The sequence below is a fragment of the Pedobacter jaeyakensis genome, assembly GCF_054461315.1.
Genome location: NZ_CM136921.1, coordinates 3,548,187 through 3,567,999, shown reverse-complemented (window position 1 = coordinate 3,567,999; position 19,813 = coordinate 3,548,187). Strand labels below are relative to the sequence as shown.

The window sequence follows — 19,813 nt, the reverse complement described above, 5'->3', positions numbered from 1 at the left end:
TATCAATTTGGAATATTTAATATAATCCTGGATGTTGAAATCATATTAAGTTGGCCGGTTGCTTTTTTTTATCTGTATTGGTATTTCCAGTTTACTTAAATTTTATAGTTCAACACTTTCTCAAAATTGATTATAGCTTAGGTAAAAATATCCCTCAACTTTACTCTTAAACTTAACCACTGTTTTACAATGCTCATCAATGTCAGCCAACTTGATGGCCCACCTCAACCCCTTTTTGATTTTTGATCTGCAACCCGCCTTAGCAGATGTATTTAATCTTAATTTTAAATCACCGCAGATTGTTAAAACAGTATTGTGCTTATGTTTGACGCCCAGGTGATTTTTATCCAAATTATAGTGGATAGAAGGCTAAAAAGCGGAAGGCACCACTGACCGCGGCATTGATCCGAGAATATTATTGAGTTATTCGTAATGATGTTCATTAGACCGGTGAGATCACATCGGAACGTTGATTGGACAGAGCAATAAAATCAAATAGTCTATGCGTTATTCTTTTGATGTCGTCCTGCTGTCTAAGTTCCCGCCAGGTCAATGATCCTTTCTGAACCTGCATTAAAACATATTCAGCCAGGCTACTTTTATAGTCATTTTTTAAGGTTCCACTGGGTGTAGAAATTTTTCGCTGGATACCCAGTTTGTCAAAACGCCCCTGTAAATATTTGCCAAGACCAATGTATTCCTTCTTATTTTTCATCACCTCCAAACTAAGAGCATGGGGGATACCGAGTTTGTCAGTCAAATACGACGATAGCACAGCATTCGGTACGATATTTTCGATCTCCGTCAACCTGGTTTGCTCATATACAAACCTCTGAGTTTGTCTAGCCTCTCTCTCTTCATGTAGCTTTTCCTTACCTTTATCGGTGTCAGCAAGTAGAAAGATCCTGGAGTTGATGAACCAGGCATTAATCGGGTCAGTTCCCAATCCCGGTTGCATCGTATCTTCAAATAAGTAATGAACGATATTTTTGCCACCGTATTCAATGAAAGAATAGTTGAGCCCTTCGATGGGAAGGAAGTCTGTGCGGTCTTTTAAAAATGCGGTCAGGTAAGCCCTGAGGTAAATCCGGTCGGTGATACCTTCTACCCAAATAGAGCAATTACTGATTAGTGTAGAAGTATTCAGTACACCCAACAAATCAAGTGTCGCATTCTCAAAACCCTCAAAAGATCGGACTGTACTGCTGTACTCGTCCCTGCGATGGAAAACAAATATCTCAGACTGCGATTTATTGCCCAGCAACATCTCTGAGAGGATATGGTTGGAGTGCGAATTGATGAAATAACGCAGATTCTTTTGCTTCAGGAAACTGTTTTCAGCAAGTGTCCGGATCATCAGGTTCTGAAATCCTGGATGCATATTCAGTTCGGGTTCATCAATAAAAATCCAGGAACATTCGGCCGCTGTAAAAATCGGGAAAAAGATGTTGATGATCGCCTGGACACCATCACCGAGATCATGTATGGCAACATCCGGTCGCTCACCAGGCAAGTTCACAATGATGTCCCTTTCGCCGTCATCATTATAAGCAATGATTTCGATGTCTTTTGACTGGAAGAAGGAGCGACCAATAAAAGCCTCAAATTCATCGAAATCTCTCCGTTTGTGCGTCTTACCCCGTTTAGCTTTATCAATCAGTTCATAGTGATCCTGTCCGGTATGTACGGTTATGTGCCCGGGAGCCTTATGAGCGCCGAAATACTGGTAGTTGACGGTACTCCGAAAGAGGTTTTCCTCGTTAATGGTTCTGTTTGCATTTAACAAATTCCGGGAAGAACGAAGGACTGGGATATAAATGCATTTGGGTTTAAGAATTTGTGTTTTAAGGGTCAGGTACCTGCCGAGCAATTCCTTCAGGTCAGCGATGATTTTAGATTTGAACTGCAGGTTTGCAATCTTGTTGAATTCGTCCCTGTCAGGAATAGAGAAACTGATCGAATTCGCATTCCCTTCCTCCAAGCGGCCATTATTGGTGATAGCCGTAATGTCGACCCCTCCAGCCGCCAGTTCGTAAACGTAGTCCAGTAAGTCCACGATGTCGTAAAATCGGAGAGTCCGGTCTTGAAGCGAAATCGCCATTTCCTGATTGATATAGGCCTGATATTCCTTGAAGATTTGCTCCAGCAAATTTTTCAGTTGATTAAAGTTTACGTCAGGTGAACTGGTGGCATCAAAATACATCCGCAGATAGGAGAAACGTTTATCCGGAACAACATTGTCCCTGGAGCTACGATAGCGGATAAGCGAAACTTTCGGAAACTGGTCAAATGCATCCTCCAAGGATTTTAGGATCTTGTAGGTATCTTGCTTTAGCTGTTCGAGATTGACTTGGGATGATAAAATCTGTTTTTGGTCAAGCCTGGCAATAGAACGCAACAAACGGCTTTTCCTCGTATTGTTGGCGCCAATGAAAAGGTTTAGTGTCTTGATATTTCCCAAGAAAAGTATTTTTTCCTCGCCGCTGTAAAATTCCTCATTGTCAACTCCGATCAACAGATTATCCATACCGTAAACTTAATCATTCGTCAGTTAAATTCAATGGAGCAAGTACCATCTGGCCCACTAAGATAATTGAAACAAATTTGCTCTACAAAGCTATCCGCTCCGGACCAATCTGGTTCGGGCACAAAAAGGGAATAAGCGGAACTCTTAACCCTCCACCTTTTATTTAATCAATCACTATAGCATAACTGCAGATGCACAGCAGCTACTCCTATCCGTATTCAGTAAAAACGGACTGCCCAGATGGTGGACGATTAGAATGGATTATCACTATTCCAAAAAAACCATGCTAACGAGAAATGCGAGATTGAGAAAATAATATCAATTCACTAGCTTTTCAAATCTTTGAATGAATTTTCTATAATAGGATGAGTTTTCGATTAATTTATAATGGTTTATTTTGGAAAATATTTCAGCATTGTCTACTTCCACATATTCTTTATTTAAAACCTTTAAATATTCTTTAGGGTTTTCGACAGTATGAGGGTCTACTGAATTTACGCAAGAGCATTCGTAGTGGGTATTAAAGGCTGACAAATCGCACAAAATTAACGCTTCTATCTCATAAATATTAAGCATGAAAATTGACTTTCTATCTACCACAGTTTTAAATTCATTATAATAATTTTTCCTTAATTCAATTTTTGACTGATCATTTGATAATCCGTCAAGATCGCGAATAAATATTACAAGATCTGGCTTCTGAACTTGGTATTCAAGACGAAGTAATCGCTTTGTAGGTTGCAGTTGATCTAACTGAGAACCTCGAATATTATTTATCAAATTTACAAATTGTAAATTTTCATATACTTTACTAAAAAGATTTATAATGCTCGCAGTATCATGCGGAGATTCTCCCACCAATCCTATTTTCATGTTTTACTCCTCTAAATCAGAATAAACCCAGTAGTCACTGAGATACATATCTTCCATGTATATTTTTGCCTTCGAGATTTGGTCACTAGTTAACTTTTTGAATGTTGATCCCTCTTCTTGATTATACGAGGAGATTATTATTGTCTGCAAGTCATTTTCGGTTACTATATTTAGAGATTGTGGCGAATGTGTTGTTATAATTACCTGATTCTCTAAAGAAACCTCTTTTAAGAAGCTCATAATTTCATGAAATTGATGCGGATGTATGCCAAGTTCAGGTTCTTCTACAAGCAAAATTCTGTTAGATGGGATACTCGTAGACCTAATGGATGAATAGGTTGGCGCAATCATGATTTCAGCGAAAAGATAGAATAGTCTTTTTGTTCCATCGGATAAACTTGAAAAAGGTAGCCAATCTCCTCCGAATTTAAAGTCGAAAATTAGTCCTTGAAATTTAATAAGTTTTTTTTCATCGTCAGTGTAGACCTTGAAAGCAGGATTTAATCGTACTGATTCTATTGGTAAGTATTTATTTATGTACCGATTCAAAGTATTGCAAATTAGTTCAAAAACTGTGCAGACTTTTTCAGTGAAATGCTTTTGTAAATCTTTATCCTGTAAATCTTTCTCTAGTATCACTGAGATCAGAAGATTTAAAAAAAGTGCTGAAGTGAAGGAAGACGATCCTCTGGTTTTAGAGTAATTTAAAAAAAGTTCTGCGCTGTTGAGTGAAGTTAAATTGCTAATATCGATGTCAAAAGCTAGTGGTGATGATATTGTAACATTAAAATTATTGGCATCGATGCCGTGCCGTATAAAATTAGCGATTTCAAATGTGCCAATTGGTTTCAAAAATTCATTGATTTGAGACTGATCTTCCACCTTAGTTTCGAACGTATCATGAACTTTTCTTACTGAAATATCAACCTTATCATCAAGATTTTTTTTGATTAGATCCTCTGGTTTTAAATTTTCTAAGCTCCTAGTCGCTGTCAAAGAATATTGAGATTTGCCGTTAAATTCTAATATACTTCTAAAACCAGTTAAGCCAGAATATTCTAAATTAAGGCTATTATACAAAAATGACATAAAATTTGTCTTCCCGCTTCCATTCTTACCAATTATGATGTTCAATGCGGGAGCAAACTCAACTTCGACGTTTCGAATTGTTCGATAACCTTGAAGTGATGCTTTTTTTAGATATGTATTCAACGATATTCTATTATTAGATGCATACAAAACTAATTATTTATTTAATAATAGCAATTAATACTTATTGCATAATTCAAGATTAAAGGTATTAACGAGTTCTGTCGATTTAATTTTTATTCGGCTCTATTGACTATACTTTTGAAAGGCTGCCTGTTCCAATTTGGCTCTCTTATTTACTTCCTCTTCTTTGGATATAATACGTTTATGAAACACGTTTACTAAGAAGATTAGCGCACCTGCAGGCAAAATGTAAACAGAATATGCTACAGATTTCTCTGTAGATTCTGCAGGAAGCAAATTGATCCAGTTTGCAACCTGTGAAGAAAAATTCCAGGAGTCAGATTTACAACAAAATAAAAGAAGGTAAAAAAGTAATATAAACAGAATAGCAATTCCTGCCAGAGCTCCTTTTATTTTCCAATCAAGTATTTGCGCTGAGACAAATTCCTTTACAAGCGTCTTTTTTAGGTGGAGATTTTGTGTTTCTAAATCTTTTGCCTTCAGTCTTTCTCTCTCTTGTTTCTCGTGTTGTTCATGAATTGCCGCTTTCGCACCAGAAATATGTGTCTGCAAGCTTAATTCTAGATTTTGTTTATCAATAATCGCCAAATCGAGATGCATGTCGAGCTCTGTTTTTGCGAAGCTTTTCGCGTGTTCAATAATTTCTTCTTCAGTATACGCTTGATCAATTATTCCTTTAAATTTGTTTTGGATCATTGTTTCCACTATCGCTGACTGCCTTTCTACATCTTGAGTTATCTCTCCAATCCCAATTAAAATGAGCTGTAAATTTTCGCTACTGATATGTGCTTCATTTTGTGATAAGTTTAGGAAGCTGACAAAGCTTTTAAAATCGTCGCTTGACCGGTTTACATATCTAAGTAGAATACTCATCCATTGTGACGGCAATAATACTGCTGGAGTAGAGTCTTTTCTTTGGAAATCCCATCTTCTTAAGCCTTGGTCGGAAGATATGAAGTAAAATTTTGTTTCAAAAATGTTACGAAATTTTCCATTTCTTTTTTCCTTAATTAATAGAATATTTTTTGCGTCAGTTTCCGCGGTTTCAAATCGGTTGAAATAACTATTTTCTTTGTTTTTAAAGGAAAATATATCTGTTGCAAGCTCGTTTATTCGTTTTATTATGTCCTCATCTTTTTCATTAAATCCCACATTATATTCTTCTTCTATTTTAAACCTTGCTTTCAAACCTTCATATTCAGCAAGAAGATGTGCTTCAAAAAGTTTTATACTATCATTTGTCCTATTCACACGCCACTTGTGATAAAAATGAAAAAAGTCAGAATTCTTTTGAAACCGAGAATATACTCTCGGATCTACTTTTGAATATGATTTTCTAGAAATCTGTTCGCAATAATATTTTAATGTCGATTTATATTCCTGTTCGGTAAACTTTGATATATAAAGTTTTTCACCTGCCTCGTTGAACTTATCTAAAAAGGTTTTGGTTCTTGCTTGTCTATTTTCTCCATTTATACCTATTGCTCGGAATAAGACATTAGTATCTAAGTAAAAATCTTTGTTTTTCAGGCTTTTGAGATGAAATGTTTGGTTAGATTCTTTGTTTGTAATCATGCAATATTCCAAAGCATAGCTAGAAATATCAAAAATAGCCTTATTTTTTCCATTGTTATCCCATTGAAGAAAGGCGTTAATAATTGTTTTTTCCACGACATTAAATGATTCATCCACATTTATTGCGCCGTCGAGATCTTTTTTATAGTCAATTAGTTTCGAAAAACTGGATATGTTATTATTAAAGATCTCATACAGAAATTTGTAGATGATCGACTTGCCATCTAGTGAACCATTAAGCTCTTTATGTACCTCTAAAAACTCTTGGATAAAATAATCAATATTGTTGGTGGTTAACTTGGAATTGATTGCTTGTATTCTTTTTGGCGTAAGACTCACTAACAAATCAGTGGCGTAACGCGGACCTATGAGAAAATGAGTTGTTTCATTTTTACTGACAATTTCAAGAACCTCTTCAAAGTCGAATATGAAGTTATAATCCTTTTCGATCAACTCAATAATCTGATGAACTGTAATTTCGGCGTTACTATTGTCTAAGAAAACTGACTCGATGATTTTTCTTTGAATTGTTGAAGGGTTTACCTCGTAGTTGTTTTCCGCATACAATACTGCTGCTAGTCTGAAGATTTCTCTTTGATGGTGGTTGGGCATAATTTAGTTTGTTGGTAAATCAAATATATTGAACTTCTTGTAATTAACAGAATATGAACCATTTCTATCTATATCTGCATTGTGTTGAAGTAGAGTGATTTTAAGAACGTTTCCTAATTTTACCTTTGTGGCTAAGATATGGTGTCATCTGACCGAGTTGATATCTTTCTTGGTGTAGCCGGGGGATGCTCGAGATGCTGCAATCAATTCAGCAAGATGGGCAGGGAAAGAGCGAGTCAATTGAAGAGTTGTTCAATTTGGAAATCCTGCGAAGCAAAATAAATATGGGCGTACCTTATCTTTCTACCATATTCTATTGTAAGACAGTTAGCACGTGATGTTGTGATAATCCACCTTAAAACAGCATTTATATCGCTTTCTCAGCTAATATTAATATTCATCGACTTACTCAAGAACCAAAATTTATATATTCAACGATATTGAACTTTTAAGCAATTTAGGTTAATCCCGTACAATATCCGTAACCCCAATTTCTTTGATCACTGTCAGCAATTTATCCGTATCACCCTTGTAAAATTTTTCCTTAATGATCTCCGTCAAATTCCAAACCTCATACCAGTAACTATCCCCGCCATTAAAATCTCTGACGAGTTCTCTAGCTACTTGATCCTCGTTCTCAAAACCTCGCCAGAGCTCCGAATTCTTCAGTTGAGTGTATTTCATGGTGATTTTTCTTACTCCGAGGTCAACGCTCTGTCGGTCTCCAATATAGTGGTTGGTTCTTATCTGCATAATTCCCAGTGTGTGTGATCTGCCTGTTACAAAAAACACTAAATATTCGATCCAACGAACGATCAGAGGTCTGTTGAAATCTTCATATATTAGGATCGCGTAAGTTAAGACCTCCAACGCCTTGTTTTCAGTGAGCGGGCCGATCAAACCTCCGTATTTCTTTTTTAATGTCAGGTACTTTTTGTGGATATAATTTCCCTTTCTTTTGGCTGCATTAGGTGTACTAAAATCAAGTTTGTTGACAAGCTGATAGAAAAACACCATAATAATGATCCAGAGCTCATTTGAAACTGAACTAAAATCTGGTAATATGGACTTCTTATTTTTAATCAGGTTTTCGTACAACAAGTATGAAATACTGATTATCGCAACCCAATAAAGAAGCTGTTTAGGCCAGTTCAATAGCAGAAGTCTGCCCATAACTAGCCCGGCTAGAAACCGGAAGATCACATAATAGATGCTTACCAGATAAATATTGATCACAAGCTGATCCAGCTTTAATCCGTAAAATATACTCGAAACCACTATAAGATAAACCTGCGGGCTTAATACACGGATCAAAAAATTAAAAGCAGGGTTGTCTTCATGCTGGCTGAAGATCGTGATTTCGACATAGCCGATCGATACCGAATGTTTTCCCACCCAGTTAATAGCGAAAAATAGCAGTATCGCCAAAATTACTTGCACAACAACGGTTGATAAGAGCATTTATATTTGATATTAAAAATGTTAACGATTATTGTGTACATGAAAATTACTAAAACTTATTGGAATTCTGCACAATAACATATTTTTCTACTTAGGCGGATGGGTAAGTTAATTGTGTTGAAATTAGCTCAAGGAGTTCGATTGTGTAGAATCTGCACATTTACGAACGCTTCGACTGCATACTTACTTAGCCCTTATCCCTTTATTAAGCTTTTGTATCGCGTGATTGTAACGACAATAATAAAAACGTACCTATTGTTAAATGCCGATCAATTCCGTTTTAATCATCAACGGTGTTAAAAGACGCTTTACCACTATAAAGTTATCTTGGTTACAGCATAAAAGATTTCCAGCTTTCTGACAATTCTTTTTTGAATGTTAACATGAGATTCCTCGATACCTCGGAATGACAACGTTCATATTGCTAAGTACGTGGTAAGTCTAACCGTTTGAGCATCCAGATCCAAGATGCGGAAATAAATCCAGCACGAAGTGCTCAAAAATTTTACGCAATTTTCAATTGCTTAAAATTTATTTTTTCAAGAGTTGGGCTTTTACAAATAAGTAATTCATATTTGCTTTCAGGGATTTCATAATAATTAGCAGTAGAATTTAAGCTGATGTTAGATTACGAAAAATTTAGTGATACTGAGCTTGCCGAGTTATTCCGGGAGGGGGATGATGCTGCGTTTAAGGAAATCTATATCCGTTATGATAAGCTGCTGTTTTTGTTTGCGGTTAAGAAACTGGAAGATGAGGGGGAGGCGATGGATGTGGTTCAGGATGTTTTTGTCTGGATATTGAACAACCGGGAGAAGCTTGCCCTGCATACCTCACTTTCCAGCTATTTATACAAATCAGTGATCAATAAGATCCTGGATATTTTTAGGCACCAGAAGATCATAAGAAAATACATTTCCCAGGGAGATTTCCATATCGATGTCGACTCTGCAGAAAGCGATTACCTGATTCGCGAGAAAGAAATTGCTGCCATGATCCAGAAAGAGATTGAGGCCATGCCACCAAGGATGCGTGAAGTCTACGAGCTAAAGCATATACAACAGCTCAATGCCAAAGAGATTGCTGCGGAACTGCGCATTTCAGAACATACCGTGAATGTGCACCTGCAAAGAAGTTTGAAACATTTGAGGAATAAACTGGGCATTGTGATCTATATCCTGTATGTTTTGCATTCTTAGTAAGTAATTATTCTGATTGATAATCAGTATCTTAATAAACCAATTAACATTATTTTAACTTTTTTTTGATTTGGAGTAATTATTCTGCGGGGTTTGCACGCCTTGTATTTAATGAAGGCAAAAACAGAGCTTTGGTGAAATGAAGAGGAACATTAAAGAAGTTTTAGAACGCGTAGAAGCAGGAACAGCAACAGAGCAGGAGCTGGAAATGGCCAGACTGTGGATTTTGCAGTTAAAGCAAGGCAACGCACATCATTTTACCGACGAGCAATTGGTGGATGTGAGCGACCAAATGTGGGCCGCAATTTCTAAACACCAAATAGATAATCCAGCAACACAGACAAGAACAACAACAATTAAACTTTGGCCAAGAGTAGCAGCAATCGCTGCGGCGGTTACCGCCTTAGCATTTGGCGTTTACTTTTTTAAATACAACGATAGCGACAAGCTAAACCAGAATCAGGACGCCGTAGCGTATCAAAATGACATTGCTCCGGGCAGGCAAGGGGCGACCCTGACTTTAGCCAATGGCAAGACTATAAAATTAACTGATGCTACCAATGGCAAGCTTGCTGAGCAGTCTGGAGTAAGCATTACTAAGACAGCAGAAGGAAAGCTGATCTACGAGATTAAAGACAAAGGTGTAGAGAACAATAACATGAACACCCTAACGACTGCCAAAGGAGAAACATACGATGTGCGTTTGCCGGATGGGACACTGGTTAGTTTAAATGCCGCGTCTAGCTTAGCATACCCTGCCAATTTTACGGGATTAAAAGAACGCAGGGTAGAGCTGACCGGTGAAGGATATTTCCAGGTTGCAAAAGACAAAGCGCATCCTTTCATCGTGGCGACAGCCACCCAGGAAGTAGAAGTATTGGGTACACATTTTAATATAAGTGCCTACCCCAACGAAACTGTTAAAACTACACTTGCCGAAGGCAGTGTGGAACTCAAATCTTCACAACAATCCTCCCTCAAACAATTATTGAAGCCGGATCAACAAGCGCTGTTATTAGCAAACGGAAGCTTTAAAGTAAGTCAAGTGAATACTTCCGCTGCGATATCCTGGAAGGACGGGTATTTCTATTTTGATAATACACCCGCCTCTGACGTATTGCATCAGCTATCCCGTTGGTACAATGTAGACGCAGATTTTAGCAACATTTCTGATCTGAAGATATCTGGGGAGTATCCGAAAAAACTTACCCTAGCCAAATTTGCAGATGCGGTGCTATTTAGTAACGGCATTAAAATCACGCTAACAGATGAAAGGAGGCTTAAAATTTCGGGAAAATAGAATCAATACACCATTAACCAAAAGGTATATAGACTAGCAATCTTCTAAAAAACCGGATTCTGACTGCAACTCAGAACCCGGCTAAGCCAGTTCTAATTACCAAATCTTGCCAGAAGTAGTAAATATTTAAGAACCAACCAAACACAAAATTATGAATTTAATTCATTACGGGGGTAAGCTATGCTATTTTCCGAAGGATAGCTATGCTACAAAGACCAAAATCTATAAGTGGATTGTTATGAAGTTTATTATTGCATTCCTTACCATCATCAGCGTTCAAATGGCTTCAGCCGCCAAAGGCCAGCAGGTGTCGCTCTCTTTTAAAAATGCACGATTGTCGGATGTGCTGCATTCTATTCGTCAGCAAACCGGCTATGGTTATTCCCTGCCATCGGAAAATATTCAAAAACCTAATCCAGTATCAATAAACATAAATTCTGCGCCTCTTGAAACAGCTTTACAGTCGATTTTTTTTAATCAACCTTTTTATTATAAGATAGCAGATAATATCATTCTAATTGGGGTAAAGACTGCGGAGAAACAAAGCGAAACTCAGCGATTGCAAGATATAGAAGGCTCAGTCCTAGATCAAGACAGTAAACCTCTTGAACTAGCCACTATTCTATTAAAAGGTACTAACAGAGGGACAATGTCAAATGCCGCTGGCAATTTTGTTTTAAAAAATGTCCCATCCGATGGTACACTGATAATAACTCTGGTCGGATACGAGAGTACTGAAATTAAATATCATGATGGAATCGTTCCAATGATTGTATTAAAGCAAATAAATAGAGAACTTAAAGAAATTGTAGTAGTCAATAAAGGATATTATACTCAAAAAGAAGAGCTCAATACTGGAAGTGTAGGCAGAGTAACTTCCGATATTATTAGTAAACAACCCATCAGCAACCCGCTGGTAGCACTTCAAGGCAGATTGCCAGGTATCTACATTACTCAAACATCGGGAGTAACGGGTTCCCCGCTTAATATTAATATTAGAGGGCGTAACAGCCTTCGAGATGGCGCAAGTGAACCCTTGTATATTGTTGATGGAATCCCATTTAACTCAGCCTCCTTATCACAGACTGAAAATGCAACCTATCTTAGCCAGCTAAGCCCTTTCAACAGCATCAGGCCGGAGGACATAGAAAGTATTGACGTACTCCGCGATGCTGATGCAACCGCAATCTATGGATCACGAGGAGCAAACGGTGTCGTATTAATAACTACTAAGCGCGGGTCAGTTGGTAAAACAAACCTCAATGTTAGCGTATATTCGGGAGCAAGCAAAGTGACAAAATTCCTTGATTTAATGAATAGTCAGGAGTATTTGGAAATGAGATTGGAAGGTCTCAAAAATGACAAACGAAATCCAGCTGCCTTTGAAAATGATGTTAATGGCGGATGGGCAGCTGATAATAACATAAATAAATACACGGATTGGCAGAAACTACTAATAAGTGGCACAGCCAGGATTACAAACGCTTCGGCATCAATAACGGGAGGTAATAATTCACTTCAATATTTGGTTGGCCTATCTTACCGGAAGGAAACAACTGTTTTTCCTGGAGAATTTGAGAATAAAATAGGCTCAGCAAATGCGAGCATCACTCACAACTCAGAGAACAAAAAACTACAAGTCACTACTGCCATAAATTATTCAAATAATAATAATGCTGCTCCAACAGCAGATTTGACCAGGTATATATTTCAGGCACCTAATGCACCAGATCTTTACGATGCGAATGGAAATTTAAACTGGCAAAATAATAGATTTAACAATCCGCTAGGTATATTGAAACGCAGAGCGAATTCGATTGCAGAAAATATTATTGGAAATATTACTGCTAGATACACAATTCTTGATGGATTAGATTTTAAAGCAAATATTGGATACAATTCTCTTCGATTAAATGAGAATAACTACAGACCATTTACATCATACATACCGTCATCATCACCAGCATCTGAATACAGGAGGTTAACTCTAGCAGTTAATGACGTACGATCTTGGATAACTGAGCCACAGCTAAACTACAAGAAGACCTTTGGCAAACATCATATCGATGCACTTCTAGGAACAACATTCCAATCCAGTCAGCAGAAAGGATTTCTACACTCGGCATATGGATTTTCAAGTGACATACTCATAGAAAATGTCGCGGCTGCGACATTTTCTTCAGGATTAAACAATAACTCTGATTATAGATATACCGCCTTTCTAGCACGCATAGGTTATAATTATGATGAGAAGTATGTATTAAACTTAACTGGACGTAGGGATGGTAGTTCACGGTTTGGACCAGGCGAACAATTTGGGAATTTTGGAGCAATTGGTGTTGCCTGGATTTTCAGCAAAGAGAAGTGGCTATTGAATAATTTGCCATTCCTAAGTTTTGGTAAAGTCCGTGGGAGCATTGGAAAGACAGGAAATGATCAGATTTCAGACTATAGCTATCTAAGTGCTTATACTTCCCCAAATGGGTACTACGGAACTTCCGGGATATATCCTGCAACAATAGGTAATCCCTACTATCACTGGGAGACGATTAACAAAATAGAAGCGGCTCTGGAACTTGGATTTTTGCAAAACAATATTAGATTAAATTCCAGCATTTACCGCAACAGAACGGACAATCAATTGGTGGGTTTTGGTTTGCCTTCGTTCACCGGCTTTAATTCCATCATTGCCAACCTTCCCGCTGTAATACAAAACAGTGGCGCAGAGTTTACTATTTCAACAAATAATATTTCGAAGAAAAATTTTTCTTGGTCAACCTCGGCAAATCTAACTATACCAAAAAACAAATTGATAAAGTATGATAATCTGGAAAACTCTTACTATGCAAATTACTACCGGATCGGATACCCATTAAGCGTTTCATTACTTTATAAGTATAAAGGAATAGATGAAACTACAGGTCTTTATACGTTTGAGGATCTCGACAAGAACGGAACTGCGACCTCGGAACTAGACAAATATCCGGTTTTTGTAGGTCAAAAATTCTATGGTGGAATGAATAATACTTTTACTCTTCACGGTCTAACCCTTGACGTATTCTTCCAATTTGTAAAACAAACAGGAAGAGATTTTGTGGGAGGAATTGCTGTAGGAAGATATGCGCTTGATGGATCGAATATGCCCGCAGAGTTTTTAGACAGATGGCAAAAGGCTGGTGATATGGCCAAGTATCAAAAATATGCAGGTGGTTCAGGAGCTACTGCGACTGCATTCAACAATTTTACAGGAAGTGATGGCACAATTCGGGATGCCTCTTTTGTCCGTCTTAAAAATGTATCGTTATCATGGCAGTTACCTGAGACCTGGATACGTCAAATTAAACTGAAGAATGTAAGAATTTATGCCCAAGGACAAAATTTGCTAACTTTTACAAAATTTGATGGTCTTGATCCTGAAACTACTTCGTTAGGAAATTATATCAGTTTACCCACGCTAAGGTCAATTACAGCTGGCCTTCAAATCTCTTTGTAGCATTAAATCTATTATCACATGAAAATTATTTCAATCATATCAATATGTTCTTGCTTACTTTTCACAGGATGCAAGGATTTTTTAAAAGTAGATCCGCCTAAAAATGTTGAAGTCCCTGAAACTATTTTCAGCACGAATGAAACTGCAAATTCAGCAGTATTAACAATCTACGGACAGATGTCTTCTTCTACTGTGACTACGCCTTACTCGCTGTCTTATCTTACAGGGATTTCCGCAGATGAACTGAAAAACAATTCAAGTATAACAGATGATATATACATCAACGCTATAGATCCACGAAGTAGTAAAACTAACGAATTTTGGTCAGGGACATATAGTGTTATATATGCAGCAAATGCTGTTTATGAAGGCGTAACGAAATCTGCTCAACTTTCTGCTAATCTAAAAAAACAACTTTTAGGTGAGGCTTCATTTATTAGAGCATATTGGTATTTCAATCTTGTTAACCTGTATGGAGATGTACCCATTGTACTTAGTACAGATTACTCAAACAATGCATCCATGGCACGCAAACCTGTGCAAGATGTTTACCAACAAATCATAAATGACCTAAAATTTGCCCAGGATAATTTAAATGAAATTAATGTTGGTCAAGACGGATTAAGTCCAGCAAATGACCGAATACGACCAAACAAAGATGTAGCGACTGCGTTATTGGCGAAAGTGTATTTGTACACTGGAGATAACAAAAGTGCAGAGGAGCTTGCAACAACATTAATTTCTAACGGTAAATATCTTCTTGAACCCTTAGACAAGGTTTTTCTCAAAGACAGCAAGGAGGCTATATGGCAAATTATGCCAGTAGACAGAAGCGATTTCAATACAGAAGAAGGCTTAAATTATATTCCAACAACTGTTCCAACGTTAGAAGGGAAATACACAATTAGTGACCAGCTGTTTAACGCATTTGAAACAGCCGATAAAAGAAAGACAAGTTGGATAGGAACTTATACCGATACTGAACCTACGCCAAATGTAGATTACCATTATCCTTATAAATACAAGGTGCAATTTGGTTCCAACTTTACAGAATATTCGGTTATTTTTAGACTTGCAGAACAATACTTAATCCGTGCGGAAGCTCGGATTATCCTTGGAAACCTCACGGGCGCTGCGCAGGATATAAATGTGATCAGAAATCGCGCTGGGCTGGATAAATCCTCCGCAAGTACGCCTAATGAATTGATGGCAGCTGTAATGCATGAACGAAACGCAGAATTCTTTACTGAACAAGGACATCGTTGGTTTGACCTAAAACGCACTAAGAATGTTAATGTTGTCATGCCTCCAATAACTACGTTAAAAGGGGGGGGTTGGAACAAAGACAAACAGCTTTGGCCAATACCGTATTCAGAGATACTGAAAGCCCCAAATCTCAGACAAAATACTGGATATTAGTAATTTTAAGATAGGTCGGCTGTAGAAAAGTTTTATACTCAACTATAGCCGTTCTTCCTATTTCGTTCGTCTAAAAAGGAATTTAAATATGTTATTATGAAACTAAAAATTTTCATGCTAATCTTCATTAGCATATTGGAGATTAAATCAATGGCCCAACAGGGTGGAATACTTTATCCACAAATTGGCGAAAAACTTGAAGATCATACATTTACAGATTTGGTAAATTATCCAGAAAGAACTCTCAAAATTAGTGATTTCAGAGGGAAATGGTTAGTAATTGACTTTTGGAGTAGGTCTTGTAGTGGCTGCATAGCCAGTTTTCCAAAAATAAATCAGCTCGATCAATCTTTCAAAGGGAAAGCAAAAATTTTAATGGTCGGTATGTATGAAAATAATAATAGAGGACTAATTAAAGAAGAAGTTTATATCAAGAAACTTTTCTCAGACCGAGCCAAAAGACAAAATCTGAAATTCACAAATGCATATGACACGGTTGCATTAACCAAATATGATATTTGGGGACTTCCAGCAATATTTGTTATCAACCCGGAAGGCACATTAGTAGCCAAGGCAGGCCAGATAGACTCTACCACCCTGGCAGAAATAATAGCTGGCCATTCGCCGGATTACCTCCCACGTTATTCTCGACATGAAATCCCACCTAAAAAATACGATTATGCTCTTCCTTTACTAACTAATGGAAGAAAAAGTAATGGAGGAATCGATACAGCTTTTATTGGACGTTCATTATTAACACGATGGACAGAAAATATGCCACAATATCATTTGTCTGGCTTAGTCGAGCCTAGCGATAAAAATGGTTTTGAAGCCATCGGCTTTAATCTAGCTGAGCTTTATAGGATTGCGTTCACAGGAGAGCCAATTTGGTTCTTTAACGATTCTTTATATGGAAAAATCAGTTCAAAGGTCATTGTAGAAACAGTGCAAGCAAAAGCCGTAAATTTTGTTAATTCGGATCTTCTGGCTTATCAAAGCACGCTATTGAAAAACCGGGCATCTCCTACACAAATCAAAAACCAATTAAAAGATGACTTGGATCGTTATTTAGGATTTAAATCTCGTATAGAGAGTCGGGATGTTGATGTTATTAATCTCGTGGTCTCAGATCAAAAAAAAGCAGAAAGACTTAAGACAAAGGGAGGAAAAAGATTAACGCAACTTTTGCCTGACCGACCTGGCACAATTATTAAAAATTTACCTTTTAATGAATTTTTAAAATTTAGCAGGATTACAGGAGCATATAAACATTTAGGAATATCATATGATGAAATTCCAGTTGTAAGAGACAAAACAGGAATAGTTTATAACATTGATATGGTTTTCGATGGTGATCCATCTGATTTGTCCCAAGTAATGGAGGTTCTGCACAAACACGGTCTCGACCTTGTTAATGGAAAAGAGAAAATGAGTTGTATCATTGTCTCTGAGGAATAAAAAAGGGGGGACGCCACTATTAACTAATTATGGAAAAGGTTTCAGAAGATGGTAATTGTGTATCGAAATAGGCACCTAACTATACTAAACTTCAGGACGTTTCTTTGAGTGGCGTTGAATTGGAAATGGAGTTTGGATTGAAAAATACAAATTAAAGTACAAAATGAATACCAACAACAAAAAAGAAAATCTACAAGGTTACTATGACTTCATGAATGAAATCAATAACACATTCCCAAATCGAAATAACGTCACTGTTTTTTGGGGAGATGATGTTTCTCTTCATGGATATTTAACAGATATAGAAGAATCGAGTACACAAATTGTGATGTATCTAAAAAGAGAAGAGTTACTCAAAACCTTTACGCTCAAAACTGTAAAAGATTTAGATCAGATCACGATTGACTATTTGTGGCAAAACTACCGTAATGGTAAAGCTTACCTAAGTTTCGATTTGGATTTTCTAGTGAATGGGACGATGCTGGAGTTTATGGTGGTCAATGGCATTACAAAAGTAAATGGTGCTTTTATTACCCATAGTAATGAAGTACCAGAAGTATTCGATCATTTGGATGGGTTCATGAACTATGTTAATCAACATGCAGAAGAATTATTAGCTGCTGCGGATGGGGATGATAGGCAACGATCGTGGTGAGATTAGTTGGTGATGTATTTGGAAGAGATGAGAAGGAGCAGGGTGCGGTCGGCCTTTGCTTCTTCATAGTTCTCCTTGAGCAATTGGTTGATGTGTTTGTTTTTTAACCGTACTGCTGCCATTTGCAGGATCTGGAAGGAGGCCATCTCTACACTTTCAATATTTTGCAGGTAGAAAATGATGGAAAGGTCTCGTAGTTCCGGTTCGCCATGTTGTTCGGCAATGGCTTCATAGGCGTCTTGTATCAGCCCCGTAAGGCCATGGATACTGCCTCTCGAAACTTCTGCATCCAGCAAGGAATAGATCAGTTCCATCCTGGCAATTTGCTTTTCTACATCTGCTACGGTTTCTTCTATCGCATTCTTTAAATCAGTGAATTCCACCTCGTTTGCCAGATTTGGCAATTTGGAAACGAGATGGAGTTTTGCTCCATAGATCCGATCCAAATGTTTGATAAAGAATAATTTTAATTTTTCTGATCCCAGGTTAATTTTTTTCCAGGACCGGTGGTTTTGAGAACTTTCTTTGGCCATAAATATATTAAGCGTATTAAGACATGTAGCTCTTGACTCTTGCCAACAGGTTATTGATGTCAAACGGTTTGCTAATATAGCCATTCGCTCCGCAATCATCCGCACGTAAATTCACATCTATTTCTGCTGACACTAAAAGCACAGGAATTTCTGCCAGTTCTGTTGCGGCTTTTATTTCTGCGCAGATCTCATCGCCGCTCTTTGCGTATCCCGAAATGCGGACATCGAGCAAAATCAGGTCGGGATGCAAGATCTTGATCTCATCTATTGTGGTTCCGGTGCGGTACAATATGGTTTCATAACCTTCCTCACCAAATATCAAGTCAAAAATCGTCAGTATATCTTCGTCATCATCAATAATCAATATCCGTTTGGGCATTTATAATCGTTTTTTAGGTTGGTTAAATTTTAGGGTTCGGTTTTGTTTAAATTTTTGTTTTCAAAGGAGCTCTGTAACGTTGATTCCGTAAACTTCTGTAAAGAGTTTGCTAAAGTGTGTGCGAGAACTGTAACCGGCAATGTTGGATATTTCTTTTATAGTACGGTATTTACCTGAGGCAATGGCCTCCCAGGCCAGTTGCAACCTGATGATCCGTACCAGCTTGTTTGGTGTAATGCCTAAGATTCCTTCTACCTGCCTGAACAGCTGACGCTGACTGACCGCCAGCTCATTGCTGATGAATGCCAGGTTGAGATTAGGCTGACCGGCATGTTTACGCACAATGCCCTCAAAACTGTTTAGCCACAATTGATTGGCATTGGATGGTGAATCATCGTTCTTAATGGTATACTTGATTGCAGAAGCTGAGTATGGCTTTGGAGATGGCTTAAATCTTTTAACGTGGTCATCATTGATCATTTCGAGTATTGATGAAACCCGCTCGTATTCTTCCAGTTGTTTTTTATAGCTGATGTCTTTTGCAATGGCAAACACCACCTCGTCATGCATCACCGGAACTGAAGTCCAGCAGAGCCATACCGTATTTCCATCTTTAGTTAAGTACCGGTTTTCGAAATTTAGCAAGGCTTCTCCATTGATTAAGGCTGTTCTTTTGGAGGCGGTAGTTGCATGGTCGTCTGGGTGAATAAAACTGGCAATAGGTACAGCAAACAATTCCGCGTCTGAATACCCCAGTGTTTTTGACACCGCTGGATTGATTTTTTTGAAATAGCCATCGAACCCGGCAATGCATACCAGGTCGGGCGTTATTTGGAAAAAATATTCAAGATCAAATACTGTACTGGAATCTAACTTATTCATACCAGTTATTACTTTGCATAGTCATTCCCGTTATGTGATTGTTAACTCTACTTACGATATGGTGAATACAAATTTTGCCTAAATTGTTTTTAATTAAGACATAGTTAGCCTATTATGTCAAGTTTGGGGCTATTTTAGGCAGTTTTGTGCACATCGGGTTGGGGTTGTTTTGTTGTTGGCCGTTGTTTAGGGGGGGTTAGAAAGGGTGCAGAAT

Annotated in this window: 14 protein-coding genes; 6 read left to right on the top strand and 8 right to left on the bottom strand. The window is 37.7% G+C overall.

The window, feature by feature from the left end:
* Positions 1-442 precede the first annotated feature (442 nt).
* The 5 genes from ACXZ1K_RS15865 to ACXZ1K_RS15845 all read right to left on the bottom strand — a co-directional run bounded on the left by ACXZ1K_RS15865 (position 443) and on the right by ACXZ1K_RS15845 (position 8,281).
* Positions 443-2,527 carry an AAA family ATPase gene (locus ACXZ1K_RS15865; RefSeq protein ID WP_458970655.1) on the bottom strand — a complete coding sequence of 695 codons (2,085 nt, stop codon included), beginning with the start codon at positions 2,525-2,527 and terminating at the stop codon, positions 443-445.
* 318 nt (positions 2,528-2,845) lie between these two features.
* The gene (locus ACXZ1K_RS15860) at positions 2,846-3,400 is read right to left on the bottom strand and encodes a hypothetical protein (protein ID WP_458970654.1); all 555 of its coding nucleotides are present in this window, start codon (positions 3,398-3,400) and stop codon (positions 2,846-2,848) included.
* Between the two features lie 3 nt (positions 3,401-3,403).
* Positions 3,404-4,612 (bottom strand): AAA family ATPase, encoded by a 1,209-nt coding sequence (locus ACXZ1K_RS15855; RefSeq protein ID WP_458970653.1) that lies wholly within the window; start codon positions 4,610-4,612, stop codon positions 3,404-3,406.
* A gap of 123 nt (positions 4,613-4,735) precedes the next feature.
* A complete protein-coding gene (locus ACXZ1K_RS15850) occupies positions 4,736-6,820 on the bottom strand; it encodes a hypothetical protein (protein WP_458970652.1) in 2,085 nt (694 codons plus the stop codon).
* A gap of 462 nt (positions 6,821-7,282) precedes the next feature.
* The gene (locus ACXZ1K_RS15845) at positions 7,283-8,281 is read right to left on the bottom strand and encodes a hypothetical protein (protein WP_458970651.1); all 999 of its coding nucleotides are present in this window, start codon (positions 8,279-8,281) and stop codon (positions 7,283-7,285) included.
* Between the two features lie 620 nt (positions 8,282-8,901).
* Between ACXZ1K_RS15845 and ACXZ1K_RS15840 the strand changes: the two genes are divergently transcribed.
* From ACXZ1K_RS15840 to ACXZ1K_RS15815, 6 genes are all read left to right on the top strand, one after another.
* The gene (locus ACXZ1K_RS15840; RefSeq protein WP_458970650.1) at positions 8,902-9,480 is read left to right on the top strand and encodes an RNA polymerase sigma factor; all 579 of its coding nucleotides are present in this window, start codon (positions 8,902-8,904) and stop codon (positions 9,478-9,480) included.
* 139 nt (positions 9,481-9,619) lie between these two features.
* Entirely contained in the window at positions 9,620-10,780 is a 1,161-nt protein-coding gene (locus ACXZ1K_RS15835) for a FecR family protein (RefSeq protein WP_458970649.1), read from the top strand.
* A 151-nt stretch (positions 10,781-10,931) separates the two neighbouring features.
* The gene (locus ACXZ1K_RS15830; protein ID WP_458970648.1) at positions 10,932-14,273 is read left to right on the top strand and encodes a SusC/RagA family TonB-linked outer membrane protein; all 3,342 of its coding nucleotides are present in this window, start codon (positions 10,932-10,934) and stop codon (positions 14,271-14,273) included.
* An 18-nt stretch (positions 14,274-14,291) separates the two neighbouring features.
* Entirely contained in the window at positions 14,292-15,692 is a 1,401-nt protein-coding gene (locus ACXZ1K_RS15825; protein ID WP_458970647.1) for a RagB/SusD family nutrient uptake outer membrane protein, read from the top strand.
* Between the two features lie 96 nt (positions 15,693-15,788).
* Positions 15,789-17,150 carry a TlpA family protein disulfide reductase gene (locus tag ACXZ1K_RS15820; protein ID WP_458970646.1) on the top strand — a complete coding sequence of 454 codons (1,362 nt, stop codon included), beginning with the start codon at positions 15,789-15,791 and terminating at the stop codon, positions 17,148-17,150.
* 163 nt (positions 17,151-17,313) lie between these two features.
* On the top strand, positions 17,314-17,805 hold the full coding sequence (locus ACXZ1K_RS15815; RefSeq protein WP_458970645.1) for a hypothetical protein: 492 nt from the start codon (positions 17,314-17,316) through the stop codon (positions 17,803-17,805).
* Positions 17,806-17,807: 2 nt separating this feature from the next.
* On the opposite strand, the gene ACXZ1K_RS15810 is transcribed toward ACXZ1K_RS15815, so the two are convergent.
* From ACXZ1K_RS15810 to ACXZ1K_RS15800, 3 genes are read right to left on the bottom strand one after another with little or no spacing between them, the layout of a single operon-like run.
* Complete coding sequence (locus ACXZ1K_RS15810) at positions 17,808-18,338, bottom strand: DUF892 family protein (protein WP_458970644.1); 531 nt, start codon at positions 18,336-18,338, stop codon at positions 17,808-17,810.
* Between the two features lie 16 nt (positions 18,339-18,354).
* A complete protein-coding gene (locus tag ACXZ1K_RS15805) occupies positions 18,355-18,717 on the bottom strand; it encodes a response regulator (protein WP_458970643.1) in 363 nt (120 codons plus the stop codon).
* Positions 18,718-18,777: 60 nt separating this feature from the next.
* A complete protein-coding gene (locus tag ACXZ1K_RS15800) occupies positions 18,778-19,599 on the bottom strand; it encodes a helix-turn-helix domain-containing protein (RefSeq protein ID WP_458970642.1) in 822 nt (273 codons plus the stop codon).
* Positions 19,600-19,813: the final 214 nt, after the last annotated feature.

Bases quoted from the DNA above. Each gene is read 5' to 3' on its own strand.
- ACXZ1K_RS15865 (WP_458970655.1), bottom strand. From the start codon at position 2,527: ATGGATAATCTGTTGATCGGAGTTGACAATGAGGAATTTTACAGCGGC.
- ACXZ1K_RS15860 (WP_458970654.1), bottom strand. From the start codon at position 3,400: ATGAAAATAGGATTGGTGGGAGAATCTCCGCATGATACTGCGAGCATT.
- ACXZ1K_RS15850 (WP_458970652.1), bottom strand. From the start codon at position 6,820: ATGCCCAACCACCATCAAAGAGAAATCTTCAGACTAGCAGCAGTATTG.
- ACXZ1K_RS15845 (WP_458970651.1), bottom strand. From the start codon at position 8,281: ATGCTCTTATCAACCGTTGTTGTGCAAGTAATTTTGGCGATACTGCTA.
- ACXZ1K_RS15840 (WP_458970650.1), top strand. From the start codon at position 8,902: ATGTTAGATTACGAAAAATTTAGTGATACTGAGCTTGCCGAGTTATTC.
- ACXZ1K_RS15835 (WP_458970649.1), top strand. From the start codon at position 9,620: ATGAAGAGGAACATTAAAGAAGTTTTAGAACGCGTAGAAGCAGGAACA.
- ACXZ1K_RS15830 (WP_458970648.1), top strand. From the start codon at position 10,932: ATGAATTTAATTCATTACGGGGGTAAGCTATGCTATTTTCCGAAGGAT.
- ACXZ1K_RS15825 (WP_458970647.1), top strand. From the start codon at position 14,292: ATGAAAATTATTTCAATCATATCAATATGTTCTTGCTTACTTTTCACA.
- ACXZ1K_RS15820 (WP_458970646.1), top strand. From the start codon at position 15,789: ATGAAACTAAAAATTTTCATGCTAATCTTCATTAGCATATTGGAGATT.
- ACXZ1K_RS15815 (WP_458970645.1), top strand. From the start codon at position 17,314: ATGAATACCAACAACAAAAAAGAAAATCTACAAGGTTACTATGACTTC.
- ACXZ1K_RS15810 (WP_458970644.1), bottom strand. From the start codon at position 18,338: ATGGCCAAAGAAAGTTCTCAAAACCACCGGTCCTGGAAAAAAATTAAC.
- ACXZ1K_RS15805 (WP_458970643.1), bottom strand. From the start codon at position 18,717: ATGCCCAAACGGATATTGATTATTGATGATGACGAAGATATACTGACG.
- ACXZ1K_RS15800 (WP_458970642.1), bottom strand. From the start codon at position 19,599: ATGAATAAGTTAGATTCCAGTACAGTATTTGATCTTGAATATTTTTTC.